This window comes from Nodosilinea sp. P-1105, from assembly GCF_012911975.1.
In the GTDB taxonomy this organism is placed as follows: Bacteria; Cyanobacteriota; Cyanobacteriia; order Phormidesmidales; family Phormidesmidaceae; genus Nodosilinea.
In genome coordinates this window covers 111,387-128,689 of sequence record NZ_SMDQ01000005.1, presented here as the reverse complement: position 1 = coordinate 128,689, position 17,303 = coordinate 111,387, and the positions used below count along the sequence as shown (strand labels likewise).

Here is a 17,303-nt window from a genome sequence, read left to right as displayed (position 1 = left end):
GATAGCCTTGAAGCCCTTCGACAAGCTCAGGGCGAACGTAAGCAGTAGGCTGGGAACAGTAGCATGGGCATAGCCTTGTCTGAGCGCTATTATGCACTCTACGGCATACGTCGGCTTGCCATTCCTGTTACCTAACACCTGACACCTGTGACCTGACACCTGGCACCACACCTCCGTCCTAAGGAGCAGCACTCTGGGCCTCTAGGTTGATCCCTAGCACCTGGGTGTAAGCCCCCCGAGCTTGGGTGACCCCAATCGTGCGCTGGGAGGCTTCGATCATGGGGCGGCGTAGGCTGACCACAATAAATTGCGCCTGCTCTGCCTGACGCTTGATCATCCGGGAGAGGCGCTCCACATTGGCCCCATCCAGGAACATATCCACCTCGTCGAAGGCATAGAAGGGGGAGGGCCGATAGCGCTGCAGGGCAAAAATGAAGCTCAGGGCTGTGAGGGATTTTTCCCCCCCCGACATGGAGGCCAGCCGCCGCACCGGCTTGCCCTTGGGGTGGGCCACCAGGTTCAGGCCGCCATTAAAGGGATCGGCTGGGTCATCCAACTGCAGGTGACCATCCCCATCGGACAATTCGGCAAAGATGGTCTGAAAGTTTTCGTTGACAGCGTCATAGGCTTCCTGGAAGGCTTTGCGGCGCAGGGTGGTAAAGGTTTCTACCCGCAGTAGCAGCTCAGTCCGCTCTTCTTCCAGGGTGGCGAGCTTTTGGCTGAGGTCGCTCAGGCGTTCTTCGGTGCGGTTGTACTCGTCTAGGGCCAGCATATTTACCGGTTCCATGGCTTCCATCCGCCGCTGCAACGATCGCAGGTCTTTGCGCAGCCCTTCTAACTCGGTACCCTCAGGGATATCGGGCTGGGGGTCTGGCAACTCTGCCGCCTGTAGGGCCAATTGGGCCTGGGCTTCGGTCAACTGCTGTTGCCGTTCTTGCTGGGTTTCCAGCAGCTTTTGCCGCTGCCAGGCCTGCTGCTGGGTTTGGGTGCGCTGGTCCCGCAGCCGCTGTTCTAGGGCGTCGCGGCTGGCTTTTTCGCTGGCCAGGGTTTGATCTAGCACCGCCATGGCCTGGCGCAGGCGCTCGATGTCCTGGTTGATGGCGACCTGCTGCTGCTTAATTTGGTTCAGCTGTCGATCGCGCTCCCCCTGTTGCTGCCCTACGTCAGCTAGGGTTTGCTGGGCTTGCTGAATGGTCAGCGCTATCTGCTGCCGCTGGGTGTGTTGCTCTTGCAGACGGCGCTCCGCTTGTTGCAGGGCGGTTTGGGCCTGGCTGAGCTGCTCTTCCAGCTGCCGTACCGCCGCCTGGGCCGTTTGCCATTCGCTGTGGGTTTGGGACTGTTCTAGCTCGGTGAGGGCCTGGCGTTTTTCGGCGATCGCCGCTTCCTGGGCAGGTAGTTCGGTGGCCAGGGCTTGTAGCCGGTGTTGGGTACTGTCTAGTTCTTGCTGGGATTGGGCCAGTTGCTGCCGCAGCTGGGTGCGTTGCTGGTCCAACCGCTGCTGTTGACTCTGCTGCTGTTGCTGCTGCAACTGGAGCTCGCGGTACTGCTGACGACAGCTGATCAGCTCCTGGGACTGGGTTTGCAGGCTGGTGGACAGGGTCTGAATATCGCGATCGCAGCGGCTTAGCAGCACCTCAATGTCGGCCAACCGCTGGCGTAGGGTTTGGGCTTCTTGGGATTCTGCCGGTTCCACCGTGCCAAAATGCAGGCTGCCGGAGCGGGCAGATTGGTGACCGCCGGTCATCGCGCCGCTGGTTTCTAAAATTTCCCCGTCCAGGGTAACCATGCGAAATTGGCCCAGGTGCGATCGCGCCGCCTCCAGGCTGTCAAATACTACAGTGCTGCCAAAGGTGTAGGCAAAAATATCCCGATAGCGGGGCTCGCAATCGATCAGGTTGACGGCGTAGTCTAAAAACCCCTCAGGCCGCTGCCAGGCTGGCACTGGCGAAAACTTAGGGGCGCGAATTTTGTTCAGCGGTAAAAAGGTGGCCCGTCCGCCCCGCTGCTGCTTTAGAAACTGAATCCCCCTGGCGGCGACTCGGTCATTTTCCACCACCAGGTAGCCCAAACGCGCCCCGGCCGCCACTTCCAGGGCTGTCTGAAACCGGGGCTCGACCTTCCCCAGTTGGGCCACCAGGCCATTCAGCCCCTCCAGGCCACTGTCGAGCAACAGCTTGGTGGCGCGAGTGCCCTGGCTTTCTTGCAGGGCCTGGGCCTGGGCCTCTAGCTTATCCAGTTGGCGCTGTTTATCCCGCTGTTCTTTGAGCAGGCGAGTCTGGGTTTCCCGCTGTACGCTGAGCTCTGCCTCGGTGGTGGCAATGTGGCTGGCTAGCTGCTGCATCTCGGCCTCGGCGGCGGCTAGGGGGTCGGCGGTGGTGCTAGGGATCGTGTCCTGGTCAGGGGCTTCTGCCGCCAACTCCCTCAACTGGTGCTGCTGGCTCTGGAGCTGCTGCTGCAACTGATGCAGCCGCTCCTGTAGCCGAATTTGCTCGGCCCGTTGGGGTTCCATCGCCCCTACCAGGGTTTCGATATCGTGGCGCAGTTGGGTCTGCTGTTGAATCCAGGTCTGGGAGGCGGAGGCAATCGACAGGGTGGCTTGGCGACGTTCGTCCAGGGCTTGCTCAACCTCGGTTTTAGCCTGGGTAAGTTGGACCAGCTCCCCGCTGGTCAGGGTTTGAATATCCGCTTGCAATTTGGCTAGGCGGGTCTGCTGATCTTGCAAGGCAATTTCTGTTTCCCGCCGCTGGGCTGCCCCTTGGTTGATGGCAGTGCGGGTTTCCTGCTCTTGACGCTGCAGCTGACGCAGTTCTGCTTCTTGGGTGGCGGCTTGGCTCTGGAGGGCCAAATGCTCGTCTTCGCCCATGGCCTTAATCCGGCTATTCAGGGTGGCCAGTTCGGTGTCTAAGGCCGCGATCGCCGCTTCCCCCTGGGCAATGGTTTGGGCCAACTGCACTGCTGCCGCTTGTCCTTGCTCAAGACTCTGTTGCAGCTGGGCGATATGGCGCTGCTGCCCCTGCCACACCAACACCGCTTCCCATTGGCTTTTGGTTTGGAAGCTGGCTTTCAGCGTTTGGTATTTTTCCGCCTTTTGCCGATCCTGGGCCAGGCGCTCCAGCTGAGCCTGCAGCTCCCGCTCCACAATCCGAAAGCGCTCTTCGTGTTCCTTGACCGCCTCCAGCTTGCCCCGGGCCTGGTCGATTTTGCGATCAAAGGCGGCCACACCGGCCAACTCGTCGATAATCTCCCGCCGTTCCCGGGAGTTCATGGAAATAATGCTGGTCACGTCCCCTTGCAGCACCACGTTATAGCCTTCGGGGTAGACATGGAACCGCTGCAACTGCTCATGTAATTGGTTGAGGGTGCAGGGCTCGCCGTTGATGTAGTACGTCGAGGTGTAGGTGCCCTGACTGGTAACCCGTAGCCGTCGGGTGACGCTCCATTCCCGCTGCATCGCCAGACTGTCGCCGTCGGTGGTGGCCATGGGCTCAGGCGCCATGGCGTTCAGCTCTGGGGACTGCCCCTGTCCATTGGGCTGGGGGGGGGCGGCACCGTGGCCATGGCTGCCCTGCCCGTTTTGGTCCCCGTTAGTCGGTGCCTCTGGAGGGGTCGCCTCGGAGGGCAACGCCCCATCGTCATCATCGAGAAATAATTCCGGTGCCACATCGCTGAGGTCAAAGGTGACGGTTACACTGGCCTCGGAGGTGGTGCGCCGACTCATTTGACTCTGGTTGACCAGGTCCGGCAGGCGATCCGCCCGCATCCCCTTAGAGCTGGCTAGCCCCAGGCCAAACAACAGCGCATCTAAAATATTTGACTTGCCCGATCCGTTGGGGCCAGATATGACCGTAAACCCAGGCAACAACGGCACCTGGGTCGTACCACCAAAGGATTTAAAGTGGGACAACTCAACACGTTTAATGTGCACTGGCTGGCGCGGCCTCGGGCATAGGGCAAGTGTACTATAAACTTAGCATTTTTTTGGGATACCAGTGGGTTGAACACCCAGGCTAGCCCCACTGCCGCCTAAGTTTAGTGCAAAATACCGCCAATGCAAGCAGAATTTACGCTTTATCTAGGACTGGTGATTATTCTTTCCCCCAGTCCTGTTGCCTAGGTGACGCCATAGGAGGGGAACTCTATAGTAAAGCTACTGAGGTATAGCTACTGAGTAGACTGCCTTGAACTACCCCGCCGTTTCGTCCTGAGTTGAGCTGCTGTGAGCGAGTCGCTTCCCTCTTCATTATCCCAGCCTGTGATTTTAGGATTTGACCCTGGCCGCCAAAAGTGCGGTGTCGCGGTGATGGGTCTGGACAGGAGCCTCCAGCATCACCAGGTGGTCGCCGCTGACCAAGCCATAGCGGAAATTAAGGCGCTGCGATCGCGCTTTCCGATTTCCACCATTGTCTTGGGAGACCAAACCAGCTCCAAACACTGGAAGCAAACCCTGGGCCAACTGCCCGACCCACCGCGGATCATGTTGGTGGATGAACGGTATACCACCCTGGAAGCCCGCGATCGCTACTGGCAGATGTACCCCCCGGCGGGTCTGGCAGGATGGTTACCCCAGTCCCTACGCAAAATTCCTCGCCCGATTGACGACATTGTGGCCATTTTGTTGATCGAGCGCTACCTGAACCGCCTCACCAGTTAGCCTGATCTTTGAAGCCACTGCCCGTCAACAACTGGCCAGCCCGATTGACAAAGCCCCAGCGGTTCTCTAGCTGAACCCGGGCCCGCCCTTCGGAAAAAGGGCCAGCATTGGTGTACGCAGGTGGAATCACCCAGTCGCCAGCAGGATTGATAAAGCCATAACGCCCCTGCTGCTGGACCGCCGCTAGTCCCTCCGAAAAGTCGGCAGCATAGTCAAATTGAGGAGCAATTACCCATTCACCCGTCTGGTCCATGTAGCCCCACTGGCGATCTTGAAGCACCGCTACCAACCCTTCCGAAAAGTCAGAGGCAAAGGCCAGGTTGGTGGCAATGACCATCGTCCCGTCAGGGTTAATAAAGCCAAACTGGCGCCCCTGGCGCACCCGCGCTAGCCCATCTGAAAAGTTAAATGCCCCATCGTACTGTGCGGGGATTACCATGGTGCCGGTCAGGTCAAGGTAACCGTATTGGGCCTCTTGTTTAGCCACCGCCAGGGTTTCCGAAAAGCTCCAAGCATCTCTAAACGTGGCCGCCACCACAGACCGACCCGCTGGGTCGATATAGCCATAGCGATCGGCCAGCTTCACCAGGGCCCGATCATCCACAAAGGGTTCAGCCAGGTCAAATTGAGGTTCCACTACCCATTCCCCCTCAGGATTGATGTAGCCATACTTGGTGCCCCCCTTGACCACTGCCAACCCTTCCGAAAAAGACTTGGCCAGACTAAACTGCACATCAATCGCCCAGTGGCCAGTGCGGTCTAAATAACCAAAAAAATCACCCACCCGTGCCACCGCTAGGGATTCCGCATAGGGGGCAGCCGTAGTCACATTGTCATCGGCGACTTCAATGGTCACCTGACCCTCGCCATCGAGATAACCAATGCGAGACTTGAGCCGCACCATGGCGACGCCTTCGGCATAGTCGGAAACGGTATCAAATAGTAAAGGACTAGGCATAGGCTGAGCTAGGGCAACAGATTGGGGGCTTATGAACTTTAGCATTGTCGTAGCTTGGGTCTCACCATTTCTGTCGGTGTCTCCTAGCGACCCAGACCGAACCTCACAGCCCCCCAGGCCCAATAACGCCAAGGCTATGGCCAGACCTGGCATGCATCGGTGATGGAGACAACCGCTCATTCTCCCATTCCTTTGGCCGTGAGCTCAATAATCTTCTGTTTTAGCATGACCGATTTTGGCTGGAAGGTGGGGAGTCTCTTTAAAGATCTAATGACTTTAAAATCTAATGACTTTCCGCATAATTACTTGGATGCTGCCATGATTGGCTATGGTTTTTACCAAGTTCTAACGGCAACTGGGATAGGTCTCAGGCCTGACGAATCTTGGACCTTCTATGCCGACATATCTCCCGTTGAATCATTCCTATGGCCGATTCAGAGCTAAAACGCTTTATTTTGGTGATTGACCCCAACGCCGCCCATACTGAAGCGATTCAGCAGGTAATGGGCAACCACCCGATGCAGACTGTCACCAATGCAGACACGGCCCTAGCCTTTTTGCGCCAACAGCACGATTATGCCCAGGCCCCCCGACCAGATTTAATCTTAATGGATCCGGATCTGCCGGATCAAGATGGTCGAGTCTTACTGCAAACGATTAAAGCCGACCCCCACCTGAAGCAAATTCCCGTAATTGTGTTCGCTGGCTCTACTCGCTCCGAAGATGTGTTCCACAGTTATGCCATCCAGGGCAATTGCTACGTGGTCAAGGCCACCGACTTACAGCAGTTGACCCAGACCATTCAGCGTATTGAGGCCTTTTGGTTAGAAATTGTGACCTTGCCTTTGAAGTAAGACTCTCCTGATAAATAACGTTTCGTAACTAAATACAAATAATTCAAAATACTGACAAATAAATACCCCTAATTTTGAGCCTTAAAGTGGCTTTAAATCAAAGTTTTGGTTTGTCTTAAGAATTCCATCCTAGGCCCTCTAGTTATCTGCGATATGCTGCTGAGCGGAGGGCTGAATGCTGTTTACATTTGCAGTGTAATAGCCGATGTAACAGCCGGTTTAGTGGGGTATTAAATAGGATAAGCCAGAGAAATAAACCAGGTTTTAGTCGTTTCGCATCGCTTCAGTCCAAAACAGTTTTTCGTCCAGGAGATCGGACCTATGCCCGTCAGCAATTTTAGCTCTGACACCCAGCTGACCAGCCTCAAACAACCGGCCATTAATACGTTGACCCAGGTGCAACCCCATGGGGTACTCCTGGTAATTAACGAGTCAGACTTATCCATCCTGCAAGTCAGCCGCAATACCCGGGATGCCTTTGGCCTATCTCCAGAGGAGGTGCTGGGTAAAACTCTGGATGACTTGTTGGATTCCTACCAAGTTGATCAATTCCGGGATGGGTTGGGCCACGACAACCTGGATGTGATGAACCCCACCAAAATTTGGGTACGGCGGCGGGGAGATGATTACGGCGTATACGATGCCATTTTTCACCGTAACCAGGCTGGCTTTTTAATCATGGAGCTGGAGCCTGCCCTCAACCATGACAATATTCCCTTTTTGAGCTTTTACCATTTGGCCCGGGCCTCCATTGGTCAGTTAGAGGCGGGGTCCGCTGGGTTGCAGGACTTTTGCCGGATTATTGTCCACCAGGTGCGGCAGGTGACCGGGTTTGACCGGGTGATGCTATACAAGTTTGATGACGATGGCCACGGCGAGGTTCTGGCTGAAGAAAAGCTAGCGGATATGGAATCGTACCTGGGGCTGCATTTCCCAGAATCGGACGTGCCCCAGCCCGCCCGCAAAATGTTTTTGTCCAACTGGATTCGGGTCATTCCTGATGCCACTGCTGAACCGGTGGACCTGGTACCAGCGATTAACCCGGTGACTCACCAGCCCACAGACCTGGTGATGTCGATTCTGCGGCAACCCTACCATTGCCACATCGAATACCTGAACCACATGGCAGTGGAATCATCCCTGACCATTTCGCTGATGAAGGACCAAAAATTGTGGGGTCTGATTGCCTGTCACCATAAAACCCCGAAGTATGTGCCCTACGAGCTACGCAAAGCTTGTGAATTTCTGGGACGGGTGATTTTTGCTGAGATTTCGACCCTGGAAGAGGAAGCAGATCAGAGCTATCGGCTGAAGCTGGCGGCGGTACAGTCAGCCCTGGTAGATCAGATGGCCCGGGAGGACTATTTTATTGATGGTCTGGTGCGCCACGACCCAAATCTACTGGATTTGGTAGGGGCTAAGGGGGCGGCCATTTGCTTTGGCGGCCAGTGGACCACCCTAGGCCATACTCCCCCGGAAGAGGAATTGAACTATCTGGTGCAGTGGTTGGGTAAATCAGTGGAGGATGACATCTTTGTCACCGACGCCCTGCCCCTGGACTATGTAGAGGCCCAGCGATTTAAAGACGTGGCCAGTGGCTTGATGGCCATCCCCATTTCCAAGCGCAGCTATGTGCTGTGGTTCCGTCCCGAGGTGATTCAGACGGTGAACTGGGGGGGGAACCCTAACGAAGCGTACACGCTGATGGATGAGGGGGAGAACCCTTGGCTGTGTCCCCGTCAATCCTTTGAGTTGTGGAAGGAAACAGTGAGTTTGCGATCGCTGCCCTGGCAGTCGGTAGAGGTGCGGGCTGCCCTGGAACTACGCAAGGCGATCGTCAATATTGTGCTGCGTCAGGCGGAAGAACTGGCCCTGTTGGCCAATGACCTAGAGCGCTCTAACGCCGAGCTCAAGAAGTTTGCCTATGTGGCCTCCCACGACCTGCAAGAGCCCCTGAACCAGGTGGCCAACTTTGTGCAGCTGTTAGAGATGCGCTACGACACCAAGCTGGATGAGGACGGTAAAGAGTTTATCGGCTTTGCCGTGGAAGGGGTCAGCCTGATGCAAACCCTGATTGATGATGTGCTGGCCTACAGCAAAGTAGATCTACAGGGGATTGAGTGGCAGCTCACCTCGGTGCAGGGGGCGCTGGATCAAGCTCTGGGGAATCTGCGAGGGCGGATTGCCGAAACCGGTGCAGAAATTACGGTTGATACCCTGCCCACCATCGTGGCGGATGGCACCCAATTGATGCAGCTGTTCCAAAACCTGGTGGGCAACGCCATTAAGTTCCGTAAGCCCAACGAAGCCCCCCACATTCACATTGGGGTACAGCGCCAGGAGGAACACTGGCTATTTTCCGTCGCCGACAATGGCATTGGCTTTGACCCGCAGTTTGCCGATCGCATTTTTGTGATCTTCCAGCGGCTGCACACCCGGGACGAATACCATGGCTCTGGTATGGGTCTGGCTATTTGTAAGAAAATCGTCGAGTGTCACCGAGGCCGCATTTGGGTAGAAGCGGCCCCAGACCAGGGCGCCACATTCTACTTCACCATCCCCGTTGAAGGACGCGATCGCAACCATGGCAACGGACGCAAAGCTCAAAACTATCTTTTTAGTCGAGGATAACCGTGGCGACATTCGATTGATTCAAGAGGCCCTCAAAAGTACCGCCACCCCTTGCGATGTCACCATCGCCAGGGATGGTGTGGAGGCCATGGCTTACCTCAAACGCCAGGGGGAGTTTGGGTTAGCCCCAGTGCCAGATTTGATTTTGTTGGATCTCAACCTGCCTAAAAAGGATGGGCGTGAGGTTTTAGCTGAAATCAAGGCCAGTGAAGCGCTGAAGCACATTCCCATTATTGTGCTGACCACCTCTCGCAATGAAGAAGACATTTGCAAAAGCTATGATTTACATGTGAATTGCTACATTTCTAAGTCGCGAAATTTGGCCCAGCTGTTCAAAATTGTCCAAGGGATTGAAGCATTTTGGCTAGAAACAGCGACCCTGCCATCCACCGACCCTTAGATCGGTCCCGGCACCCGGCGGTGATCCAGGTGCTGCTGATTGAAGACGATAGGGCCGAGGCCCGGTTTCTGCAGGAAATTCTCAAGGGTTCAGCTTACAGTTGTTTTCATCTGCACCATGCCAAGCGCCTGGGGGAGGCGATTACCCAGTTGCAGAGCACCAGGTTTGATGTGGCCCTGTTGGACTTGACCCTGCCCGACAGTGCTGGGCTTGACTCGTTGGATGTGCTGCTGCACCAGGCTCCGAATCTACCGGTGGTGGTTTTGACCAATACCAACGATGACGACCTGGCGGTAGCCGCCGTGCGCCACGGAGCCCAAGACTATTTGATGAAGCGCTCTCTACAACAGGAGGTGCTAGTGCGATCGCTGTTTTATGCGATCGAGCGGCAGCGGGCCGAAGCCGCCCTGCGGGAAGCTAACGACGTGCTCGAAGACCGGGTGCAGGCCCGTACCGCCGAACTCCAGAGGGCGAACCAACACCTCCGCCAGGAAATTGCCCACCGTCAACGAATTCAAGAACGCCTAACTCTGGCCCAGGAAGCCGCCCAAATGGGCACTTTTGAATGGCACTTGGCCTCCAACCACATCACCTGGAGTACGTCTCTGGCCAGTAGTGCGGGTAACCCCAGGTCGACCGCACAGGGCTGGCCCTGGCGGCTGCATCCCGACGATCGCGATCGCGTGGAAGAGGAACTCCGCCAGGCGGTGGCAACCGGTCAGGGGCTGAACACTGAATTTCGCATTCTAGACGACGATACCCCGCACTGGGTGGCGATCAAGAGCACGTTACTCTGTGATCTTGAAGGTCATAGCGAGCGGCTTTTGGGTATCCATATGGATATTACCGATAAAAAGCAGATGGAAGCGCAATTTTTGCGATCGCAGCGGTTGGAAAGCCTGGGCACCCTGGCCAGCGGCATTGCCCACGATCTCAACAACATTCTCACCCCTATTTTGCTGGTGGTGCAGTTGCTGCCCCTGAAACTGGGCCAGCTGGATCCCTGGGTACAGGGTAAACTCAATATTCTAGAAACCAGCGCCCAGCGGGGGGCTGACCTAGTAAAGCAAATTTTGGCCTTTGCCCGGGGGGTAGAAGGCAAGCGGTTTGCCCTGCAAGTGCATCATTTAATGCGCGATATCCGCAAGTTGGTGCAGCAGACCCTGCCCAAATCCATTGACATCTATACCGACGTGCCCGATACCCTGTGGTCGGTCTGGGGAGATGCCACTCAACTGCACCAGGTTTTTATGAACCTCTGTGTCAACGCCCGCGACGCCATGCCCGACGGCGGCGAACTGCACATCACGGCCGAGAACCTCACCCTAGATGCCGCTACCGCTGCCATCCACGTCCAGGCCCAGCCCGGCCCTTATGTAGTGATTAAGGTAGAAGACACCGGCACCGGTATGACCCCGGAGGTGCTGAACCGCATTTTCGACCCGTTCTTTACAACAAAAGGGCTAGGGCAGGGCACGGGCTTGGGGCTATCGGCGGTGTTGGGTATTGTTGATAGCCATGGTGGTTTCATCGACGTGCAAACCCAGGTGGGTCAGGGGAGCCAGTTCCAGGTGTATTTGCCCGCTACGGTCCAACCAGACTCTCAAGACGAGACCCCCAAAAAACCCCTGGATGGGGGCAACATTCTCGTGCTGGTGGTTGATGATGAGCCATCTGTCTGCACTATCATTCAAACGACTCTGGAGTTCTATAACTACCGGGTGTTGGTGGCCCACAATGGGGAAGAGGCCATTGCCGTGATGGCAGAACGCCCCGGCGAGATTCACACCGTGCTGATGGATTTGATGATGCCCACCATGGATGGGCTCACGGCGATTCCGGTGCTCAAGCGGCTTAACCCTAATCTGCGGGCGATCGCCATGAGTGGGCTCAATTCCACCGATGCCGTCGCTAAAGCAGAACGACAAGGGTTTCAGGACTTTTTACCCAAACCGTTTACCCGCCAAGAGCTTTTGCAGTGTCTTCACCCTCAGGCTGGGGAACTTTAATTTAATGTGAAATCTCTGTTTTTTGATAGTTCAGAAATATTATGATCTGAGGTTTTTGGGCTCATTGACTGACAAAACTTATGCACAGATCCTTCAGAAGCCCCTCACCCTAGCCCTCTCCCCTCGGGAGAGGGAACAAGAGAGTGGATCGGCTCCCCTCTCCCAGAGGGCGAGGGGTTGGGGGTGAGGGCCAACAACTTTTGTCAGTCAACCAGGGTTTTTGGGTCTGGTTTGAGGCAGCGGAACATCTGGCTAGGGAAAATGCTTTACATTTCCCAATCGTAGCATAAAGTTTTTAGAAGTAGGCTTCTCCACTTCTTCTACCAAAACTTCTCTGGAGTAAAATCAACAAAGATACTACTTATGCTTCATTGACGGAGCTACGTTACACGACCAAAAGGTATGGTCTTGTCAGGGTTGATCATCTCAGAGTTACTTAGGTAAGCAATAAGGGAATTTTAAAAAGTCCCTATGTAGTGTCATTTTATCAGGGAGTCAGAGTGTTTTTTTGATAAGCCATCAAGGATTGCATTTATCCAAAAAAACTAAATCTTAGCTCAGATTTAGAGTCTCGCTTATAAGAAATTTCCAAACCTTGATTTGGATTTGGTGTGACTCAGCCATGAACGCTTTATTTGGGTTTAGCTAATCAACCTAGGTAGGGATCTTATGCATCCTTACATGTTCATGCTGTTTATATAAGCCAGATCTAAGTTCAGACCTGGAGTTCTGCCTGTGGGAAAACTTTAGATCCCGATTTGGACTTGCTATAAATCGCAGCCTCTGCACCCTCCATGAAATTTATTTATGGTGATGCAGGCAGAGTTAAAGCTGCATTTATATCTGTAATGGAATGCTTATCAAGCTTCTTTTAGGGGAAAGTATAGCTAATGTTTTCCATGGAGTTTCTGTGAAAATCGAAATTATCCATTTTGATTAGAAAGGAAAATAATGCAGATCAGAATAGGTGAGAAAAATAAGGTTTTTCAAATTCTGGAAAAAATTGTTTACTATTGCGAAATAAACTTTTTTTACCTAAAAAAAGACGCAAGTTTCCTCTTGATGAAATATCTAGCTCGGTTTTGCTTTTTTCGAAATCTTGCAAGATTCAGAGTCAGAGCATTATCCTTACCGCCAATCCAACCTGGAGCTTTAACAATTGGATTAGATCATTCTATGGCAGACGTTAACCGCTGTCTGGCAAGGGATGGATACTATTCGGGACTGAGGCTAAGTCAGGCGCAAATCAATACTTTGCTGGATTTTGCCTATAGCCATCCCTGTTATGCAAATAGAGACCCAGGCTATAAGATTGCGGTTAAAAGCCCCAACCCCGACGATCTCAATATTGGGCCTGGAATTAAGTATGCCAGCTACCTCCATAGCCAGGACCTGTGCGAAGTTATGCAGGAGCTAAAGCAGGATCCTGTAATTCTGGCTATTGCCCATCAATACTTGGGTCGTCCCCCTGTTTTTATGCACAGTGATTTGCTATGGAGTTTTCCCAGGCCTGTAGATGATGCAGAAAAGCTGGCTGCGGCCCAGGTGTTCCACTGTGACATTAATGACTATCGGTCACTGAAGTTTTTCTTTTACTTAACCGATGTATCGAAGCACGATGGAGCGCATATCTATATCAATGGTACCCATCGTCGCCGTTGCTTACGCGATCAGCTGCTTGGCCAAAGGCTTGCCAGTAAAGCCGATCAAACCATCATCCAGACCTACGGCGAAAATAACATTGTTACCCTAACCGGACCCGCAGGACTAGGCTTTGTCGGCGATCCATACTGCATTCATCGAGGTGGTTCTCTTGATGGAACAACGAACCGACTCCTTTTGCAGCTTGAGTTTAGTCTCTACACCTATAAGACTTACTACCAACATAAAGTCCTGAAGGTGGCCTAAGGTTATCCCAGAGCCAGCTCTAAACCACCTACTGTCTGGCAGAAAGCAGCCAAATTCAAGTTTAGATCTGGAGTTTTGCCACAAGCAAAACTCCAGATCCCGAGCTGGACTGGGTATATGACCGCACTCAACCGCACTTAATTGTCCACATCTAGGTTCTGCTTAGGCCCAGCAGTAAAAGGCCGCCGCGATCGCATCCGTCGAATCAGCGGCAGGCTCAGATAGTAGCTACCGACTCCGGTGATCAGTCCCACCGTAGTACTGCCCAACAATAGTCGGGAAGAGACCTCGGTGCCCATGTCCATCCAACTCCGCAGGGTATCCAAATCCTGAAAGCTGGGCATCGGGCCGCTGCCCAATAGCCAATGGCCTATCTGGTAATTAAAGGCAAACAGCGGCACATAGGTGAAGGGGTTACTAATCCAGGTGGCAGCGGCAGCCGTGATCCGGTTACCGCGAACGACTGTGGCCACCCCCACCCCAATAATGATCTGAAAGCCAAATAGCGGAAAACAGCCAGAAAACACACCGCTGGCTAGCCCCCGAGCCAAATGTTCGGGGCTGCCTTGCAGCCGCAGGAAGCGCCAATACAGGTAGCGCATCTGCCGCTTCCACCGGGGTTTAGCAGGTTTACGCATAGGCGATTGTGGACTGCGAGAGGCGTCCGTAATGGTGGTCATAGATAGTGTGAGGTCGAAGGAATAGAAAGTGGTGGAGCAGAGGGCCTTGACGGTTAAATGTCGGGTGAATAAACCCAACCCAAGCCCAGACTTAGGGTTTTGCCTGGAGGAAAACGCCAGATCCTGAGCTGGACTTGGTGTAGTATTCCCATTGTATCGGCGAAACTGGAGCATTACCGCGAGCGGCGGCTCCTTTGAGAGAACTTCAAGCTATCCAGCTGTCTCTAAAGTTTGCTCTAATGGATGGGCAAGGGATTCATTCATGCCAACCCTATGGGCCATCCTCGCCAAAGTTATATCTCTCAGTCAGAAACGATTGTGGCGATCGCCACGGCGGTTGTGCCCCAACAGGGCAGTGTGGGTATCGTGCGGTTATCTGGGGCAGAGGCCCTGGTCATTGCCCGTACCCTATTTGATGCCCCAGGGCAGCAACCCTGGGAGAGTCATCGCATTCTCTATGGCTATGTGCGCCATCCCCAAACTGGGCAGATTGTCGATCAGGCTCTGTTGTTGTTGATGCTGGCCCCCCGGTCGTATACCCGCGAGGATGTGGTGGAGTTTCACTGCCACGGTGGCTTAATGGCTGTGCAGCAGGTGCAGCAATTGTGCATTGGCCAGGGGGCTCGGTTGGCCCAACCGGGAGAATTTACCCTGCGGGCTTTTCTGAATGGGCGCCTCGATTTGACCCAGGCCGAAGGGGTGGCAGATTTGGTGGCCGCCCAGTCCACCCTGGCGGCTCAGACGGCTCTGGCTGGGGTACAGGGCAAATTGATGGCCCCGATTCAACAGCTGCGATCGGCCTGTTTGGATATGTTGGCCGAGGTGGAAGCCCGCATCGACTTTGAGGATGACCTGCCCCCCTTAGATGAACCGGCGATTCGTCAGCAGTTGGCCACGGTGCGCGCTCAGGTGGACCAGTTGTTGGCCACCGCTGAGCAGGGGGAACTACTGCGCACCGGCCTAAAGGTGGCGATTGTGGGCCGCCCCAATGTGGGTAAGTCGAGCTTGCTGAATGCCTGGAGTCGCTGCGATCGCGCCATTGTCACCGACCTACCCGGCACCACCCGGGACCTGGTGGAATCCCAATTGGTGGTGGGTGGCATCCCGATTCAGGTGCTGGATACCGCCGGCATTCGCGACGCCACCGACCAGGTGGAACAGATTGGGGTAGCGCGATCGCGCCAGGCCGCCCAGGCCGCCGATCTGGTGCTGCTAACCATTGAGGCTGGCGCCGGCTGGACCCAGGCCGATCAAGCCCTGTACGAGCTGGTGCGCGATCGCCCCCTGATTTTGATCGTGAATAAAATTGACCTGGTGGCCGCCGACGGTCTGCCGCCGCTGCCCGACCCTGCCCTGCCCGTGGTCTACACCGCCGCCGCCCAAAACCAGGGAATTGAGGCCCTAGAGCAAGCCATCCTGAAAACCATTCAGGCGGATCAACTCTCCGCCAGTAATCTAGACTTTACGGTGAACCAACGCCAGGCCGCCGCCCTCACCCAGGCCCAAACTGCCCTAGGGCAGGTACAACACACCATCGATCAGCAACTGCCCCTCGACTTTTGGACCATCGACCTGCGAACCGCCATTCAGGCGTTGGGGTCGATCACGGGTCATGAAATCACCGAGTCAATGCTGGATGAAATTTTCAGCCGCTTCTGTATTGGTAAATAGTGATCCAGGTCGCGCAGACGCTCCGAAAGGCGATCGCTGAAGCGCGAGACATGCGAATTTCCACCAGCAAAAATAAATTCGGGATGAGTTTAGGGCGTTTCAACTAATCAAGACCCATCAATACAGGAGGGGTGTTATCCGTCAAAAATGATGAATAACACCCTCAAAACCCTACTTAACCCTCAAATTTGCTGGATAACATCCCAAAAATATGTTCTTATCTTATCGAGCGAAAATCTTGATTAGTTCCTTAAAAAGCAGGTGTTATTCTGCAAAATAATCGGATAATACCCGGCATGCAGGTTCTTATACAGGGTTGTCCTATTTCTTAAAGGATGGAGAATAATCTGGCAACTTTGGGGGCTTTGCAGCAAAAGAATGCAAGTTTCAGGCTATTTTTCTCTGTCCCTTACGAAAGGGAATCACCCTAAAGACATAGCCCCTATCCCGAGGGAAAGCTCTTGGCATAGGGGGTATCAACGGTTGGGGGCTACAAGATTGCATGGTGGGAGGGTTGAACCAGGGTTTGACAAACCCGGGCAATAAATCTAGCCGCTTCAGGATATTGAAACTGAATTTGCGGAGTCCCTCTGACAATCAAGACCCAGCTATCGTTGTGGTTAACCAATTCCCAGTCTGATGAGTCAGGATGGGGTTTAATGCAGCGATCGCCGTTGTCGTAGGTCCCGCAGAATAAGCCATATCGAGAGGCTGCTTCGAGTAGCTGATCAGAGGTAGAAAGCGTAGCCGTGCCGCTATACATCATGACTCCATCACAAAGGATTGAGTATCATCGTATACATCAATGCAACTTGATGTAAAGGGCGATCGCCCTGACCCTGGGCCGATTTAAGTTTTACTTAACTATCTACCCCTGGACCCCCTTGACTACCAAGAGTCACCGCTTTCATGCACCACATCGACCGTCAGCACCGCTGGCCAGTGTTGATCGCCGCTGGCAATATGGCCAGGAATATCCGACTGCCACTGGCGTTGCACTCCAGGGCTGTAGTTTAGATAAAGCTTGCCATCGACGATTCGCCAGGCGTCTGGATCGATCGAGGCTAGATAGCCTTCGGCCACAGCTTTGGCACAGTAGCCGCCGTACTGGGGGGCATAGGCTTCAGGGTTAGCGGTAAACTGGGCCAGATTCTCGGCACTGCTAAACCGCCAGGTGGCCCCATTCCACTGGTATTCGTAGTCGGCAACACCCTTGACTGCAGCTCCTTCAGTAAAGTAAGCCACAGGGTCAGCACCACGAATGGCTAACCCATCAAAGCTATACACGTGAGGTTGCTGATTTGTAGCGTCCTCAACCTTAGCCCCTGCACAGGGGTCAGCGGTGGCACAGGGGTCAGCGGCGGCACAGGGGTCAACCGCTTCCAGGCTATCCCCAGCATCAGAATTGACGGTGGTAGAAGGGCTACAGGCGATCGCGCTCAGGGTCAATAGTGATGCGATCGCCACAGCCCCAAGAAACTGGATTTTCATCGTTAGGCTCTACTTGGGTAATCGTTGACATGGAGGACAACTGTTCTTAT

Annotated in this window: 12 protein-coding genes; 7 read left to right on the top strand and 5 right to left on the bottom strand. The window is 54.4% G+C overall.

Translation table 11 applies throughout. The features are described from left to right. Positions 1–178: 178 nt before the first annotated feature. On the bottom strand, positions 179–3,925 hold the full coding sequence (gene smc / locus E1H13_RS04015; RefSeq protein WP_169612107.1) for a chromosome segregation protein SMC: 3,747 nt from the start codon (positions 3,923–3,925) through the stop codon (positions 179–181). Positions 3,926–4,216: 291 nt separating this feature from the next. Here smc and E1H13_RS04010 point away from each other — a divergent pair, with 291 nt between their 5' ends. Continuing rightward, positions 4,217–4,651, top strand: a complete 435-nt coding sequence (locus tag E1H13_RS04010; protein WP_169612106.1) for a Holliday junction resolvase RuvX — start codon at positions 4,217–4,219, stop codon at positions 4,649–4,651. Here E1H13_RS04010 and E1H13_RS04005 read toward each other — a convergent pair. Next, positions 4,641–5,609 carry a WG repeat-containing protein gene (locus E1H13_RS04005; RefSeq protein WP_240966416.1) on the bottom strand — a complete coding sequence of 323 codons (969 nt, stop codon included), beginning with the start codon at positions 5,607–5,609 and terminating at the stop codon, positions 4,641–4,643. The genes E1H13_RS04010 and E1H13_RS04005 overlap by 11 nt on opposite strands. Before the next feature lie 425 nt (positions 5,610–6,034). On the opposite strand from E1H13_RS04005, the gene E1H13_RS04000 reads away from it, so the two are divergent. The 5 genes from E1H13_RS04000 (at position 6,035) to E1H13_RS03980 (ending at position 13,411) form a co-directional block, all read left to right on the top strand. Beyond that, entirely contained in the window at positions 6,035–6,463 is a 429-nt protein-coding gene (locus E1H13_RS04000; protein WP_169612104.1) for a response regulator, read from the top strand. A gap of 321 nt (positions 6,464–6,784) precedes the next feature. Further along, positions 6,785–9,094, top strand: coding sequence for an ATP-binding protein (locus E1H13_RS03995; protein WP_169612103.1), 2,310 nt, complete (start codon positions 6,785–6,787; stop codon positions 9,092–9,094). Next, positions 9,048–9,494 carry a response regulator gene (locus E1H13_RS03990; protein ID WP_169612102.1) on the top strand — a complete coding sequence of 149 codons (447 nt, stop codon included), beginning with the start codon at positions 9,048–9,050 and terminating at the stop codon, positions 9,492–9,494. Before E1H13_RS03995 ends, E1H13_RS03990 begins: the two co-directional genes overlap by 47 nt. Then, a complete protein-coding gene (locus E1H13_RS03985) occupies positions 9,455–11,503 on the top strand; it encodes a response regulator (protein ID WP_206070006.1) in 2,049 nt (682 codons plus the stop codon). Before E1H13_RS03990 ends, E1H13_RS03985 begins: the two co-directional genes overlap by 40 nt. A gap of 1,176 nt (positions 11,504–12,679) precedes the next feature. Continuing rightward, the gene (locus E1H13_RS03980) at positions 12,680–13,411 is read left to right on the top strand and encodes a phytanoyl-CoA dioxygenase family protein (RefSeq protein WP_169612101.1); all 732 of its coding nucleotides are present in this window, start codon (positions 12,680–12,682) and stop codon (positions 13,409–13,411) included. 137 nt (positions 13,412–13,548) lie between these two features. Here E1H13_RS03980 and E1H13_RS03975 read toward each other — a convergent pair whose 3' ends face one another. Then, entirely contained in the window at positions 13,549–14,091 is a 543-nt protein-coding gene (locus E1H13_RS03975) for a DUF2062 domain-containing protein (protein WP_240966414.1), read from the bottom strand. A 273-nt stretch (positions 14,092–14,364) separates the two neighbouring features. Here E1H13_RS03975 and mnmE point away from each other — a divergent pair, with 273 nt between their 5' ends. Beyond that, a complete protein-coding gene (gene mnmE, locus E1H13_RS03970) occupies positions 14,365–15,762 on the top strand; it encodes a tRNA uridine-5-carboxymethylaminomethyl(34) synthesis GTPase MnmE (protein ID WP_169612100.1) in 1,398 nt (465 codons plus the stop codon). A 490-nt stretch (positions 15,763–16,252) separates the two neighbouring features. Here the strand turns inward: mnmE and E1H13_RS03965 are convergent, their stop codons facing one another. Beyond that, positions 16,253–16,528 carry a hypothetical protein gene (locus tag E1H13_RS03965; protein ID WP_169612099.1) on the bottom strand — a complete coding sequence of 92 codons (276 nt, stop codon included), beginning with the start codon at positions 16,526–16,528 and terminating at the stop codon, positions 16,253–16,255. Between the two features lie 122 nt (positions 16,529–16,650). After that, complete coding sequence (locus E1H13_RS03960) at positions 16,651–17,253, bottom strand: YHS domain-containing (seleno)protein (RefSeq protein ID WP_169612098.1); 603 nt, start codon at positions 17,251–17,253, stop codon at positions 16,651–16,653. Positions 17,254–17,303: the final 50 nt, after the last annotated feature.